This window comes from Specibacter sp. AOP5-B1-6, from assembly GCF_052376555.1.
GTDB lineage: Bacteria > Actinomycetota > Actinomycetes > Actinomycetales > Micrococcaceae > Specibacter.
In genome coordinates, this window is the sequence record NZ_JBQSVT010000084.1 from 1 (window position 1) to 2,985 (window position 2,985).

General features: G+C 62.1%; 3 protein-coding genes. All 3 read left to right on the plus strand.

Annotated features, from left to right (window positions below):
- Positions 1–206: 206 nt before the first annotated feature.
- On the plus strand, positions 207–1,961 hold the full coding sequence (locus ACT3TS_RS19450; RefSeq protein WP_444533179.1) for a long-chain-fatty-acid--CoA ligase: 1,755 nt from the start codon (positions 207–209) through the stop codon (positions 1,959–1,961).
- A 126-nt stretch (positions 1,962–2,087) separates the two neighbouring features.
- Positions 2,088–2,465 carry a PadR family transcriptional regulator gene (locus ACT3TS_RS19455; protein WP_444533180.1) on the plus strand — a complete coding sequence of 126 codons (378 nt, stop codon included), beginning with the start codon at positions 2,088–2,090 and terminating at the stop codon, positions 2,463–2,465.
- The coding region (locus ACT3TS_RS19460) for a permease prefix domain 1-containing protein (RefSeq protein ID WP_444533181.1) at positions 2,462–2,985 on the plus strand (524 nt) is incomplete at its 3' end. The genes ACT3TS_RS19455 and ACT3TS_RS19460, both read left to right, overlap by 4 nt.

Sequence of the window (2,985 nt, forward strand, 5' to 3'; positions counted from 1 at the left end):
TTGCTCAAAGTGCTGTGTTCGATGGTTGCCGGACTCCGCGAACACTTGCCGGAGCCGGTGGTTCCACCGTACCCATGTCGATCCACGAGGTCTACCTCTCATGGAATCTTGTTCGAACCGTGTTGTATTGCTGCAGAGCCTTGCCTGCGGGCCGGCAGATGGGCAGCCATTAGACAGCGGGACGGCTGGGACGGGAAGATGGAAGCATGTCGAACAATGAGCCGCAGGACACGGACCTGCAAAATTCCGGTCTGGACAACCATGACCAGCAGGGTGTCCTTGGCGATCACGTCCAGCAGCCGTGGGTCAGGAATTACCAGCCAGGCGTCCCTGCGGAGATTGAGCTGCCCACTGAGTCGCTGGTGGCCATGTTCGAACGCTCAGTCCAGGAGGCCGGCGACACTCCGGCGATGGAGTTCTTTGGCCGGCAAACCAGTTACCGGAAATTGGGGGAGCAGGTGGGCCGGGCGGCCGAAGGGCTGCGCCGTCTGGGTGTCCGGGCCGGAGACCGGGTGGCCTTGATCCTGCCCAATTGCCCCCAGCACGTGGTGGCCTTTTACGCGGTCCTCCGGTTGGGCGCCGTCGTGGTTGAACACAACCCGCTGTACACCTCACGGGAGTTGCGGCACCAGTTTGAAGACCATCAGGCCCGGGTGGTCATTGCCTGGGACAAGGTCGTCCCGGCCATCGAGCAATTCCCGGCGGACGTACGGATAGACAGCATTGTTGCAGTCGACCTGCTGGCGGAATTTCCTGCAGTCAAAAGGTTGGCGCTGCGCCTTCCGGTGAAAAAATTGCGCGAGAGCCGGGCAGCCCTCAGCAGCCCCGCCCCGGGCGCCATGGCGTGGAAGAAGCTGCTCTCCAGCGGCACCATTGACCCTGGGCACCTGCGCCCGGACGTCCACGACCTGGCAGTCATCGGCTACACCTCCGGCACGACAGGGCATCCCAAGGGGGCCATGTTGACCCACTTCAACCTGTATTCGAACGCCCTTCAGGGGGAGGCCTGGATGCACGGCGCGCAGCTTGGCAAGGAAGTGCTGTACGCAGTCCTGCCCATGTTCCACGCCTTCGGCATGACCCTTTACCTCACGTTCGGCGTCCGCAAACAAGGCTTGCTGGTGCTGTTTCCCAAGTTCGACGCCGAGCTGGTGCTGGCCGCCATGAAAAAATCACCGGCCACCGTTTACTGCGCCGTGCCGCCGATATATGAACGCACAGCCCTGGCCGCCAAGGAAAGGGGCGTATCGCTGCGGTCCTGCAAGTTCTGCATCTCAGGTGCCATGAACCTGCCAGACCATGTAGTCGAACTGTGGGAGTCCGTTTCCGGCGGTCTGCTCGTCGAAGGCTACGGCATGACCGAATCTTCTCCGGTGGCTCTTGGCAACCCGTTCCACCCAACCCGGCAGAACGGCACCATCGGCGTGCCTTTTCCGTCCACGCTGATGCGGGTTGTTGACATGGACGATCCCGCTAGGGTCGTTCCGCAGGGGGAGCGCGGTGAGTTGCTGATCAAGGGGCCGCAGGTTTTTCAGGGCTACTGGAACAACCCTGAGGAAACGGCCAAGACACTCACTGAGGACGGCTGGCTGCACACGGGAGACATTGTCACTGTCAGCGTCGACGGCTTCACCACGATTGTCGACAGGGTGAAGGAGCTCGTCATTACCGGTGGCTTCAACGTGTCGCCGTCGGAGGTTGAGGCCGTCCTGCGCCAGCACCAGGACGTGGTTGACGCGGCGGTCTTTGGCACGGTGTCGGAACGTGGCGGGGAAATGGTTGTTGCGGCCGTGCAGTTGGAGCCGGGGGCAACACTCGACGAGACAGCGCTGCGGGACCACTGCAAGGAGCGCATGGCCCGCTACAAGGTTCCCGTGCGGATTGTTCAAATCTCCGACATGCCCCGCTCCATGCTGGGCAAGATTCTGCGCAAGCAGGTCAAGGAGCAGGCACAACTCTAAGCAGCTGCCGGGCCTCCGTCCAAACAAAGTTCAAAAAATACTTCCGGGCGAATTTCCAGGCACATTTCGAAATGGGAGCCGTTTAGCTCTTCCGTGCACAGTACTTGATCAGATATAGTAGTTGTCATGGTGCAGATCCCAATGACAAGCCCCCCGCAGCCGGAACCGTTTGCTGCGGACCTGCTGCGCGGGCACACCGACACGATCGTGCTGGGTGTCCTGCGGGATGCTGAGCGCTACGGCTTTGAGATCTACAAGACCATCCGGGACGCAACCGGCGGCCTGTATGAAATTAAGGAAGCCACCCTTTATGCCACATATCGCCGGCTCGTCAAGGACGGCCTGGTCGAGGCAAGCTGGGGCGACGAAACCCAGGGCGGGCGGCGCAAGTACTACCGCATCACCGACGCCGGCCGGGCCGTCTACAACAACAATGTCCGAACCTGGACTGCCACGGCGAACATCATCAACACGCTCCTGAACGTGAAAGGCGGCATGCCATGAGCGGCCCCGACTACTCCAACATCCACCGCCACCTGGATGACGCCTTTGCCGCCATCCCGATGACAGTGGAGATTCAAGATCTCAAAGAGGAAATTCGCGGCAACCTGTCTGCCCGGGTCACTGAATTGACCGGGAACGGTCTCGACGACCGCATGGCAGCAGCCCAGGCCATGGACGAACTCGGCGACATCCGGGCACTTGCCGAACAGATCAACGGATCCGCGCAGCCAGGCACCCCAGTGGGGGACGTGGCGGGAGCGGAGGCGCATCACTGGTACCGCGTGCGGCCCAAGCCGGCCTACGTCGTCGGGATTGTGATTGCGGCAATTGCCGCCACGCTGGGACTGCTGCTCGCTGTCTTGGGTGGTGTCGGGGTGCTGCCGCTGCCGGTGGGGCCCATCATTGGCCTGGCCGGGCTCGCCGCCAGCGGCACCGCGTGGATTGTGGGCGACACTCTTGCACACGAATCGACGGGCAATTTCCCGGTGCCTGAAAAGCGGGCGGCCGGCTATTTCCTGGC

Coding starts and splice junctions, on each gene's coding strand:
- ACT3TS_RS19450 (WP_444533179.1), top strand. CDS start 207: ATGTCGAACAATGAGCCGCAGGACACGGACCTGCAAAATTCCGGTCTG.
- ACT3TS_RS19455 (WP_444533180.1), top strand. CDS start 2,088: ATGGTGCAGATCCCAATGACAAGCCCCCCGCAGCCGGAACCGTTTGCT.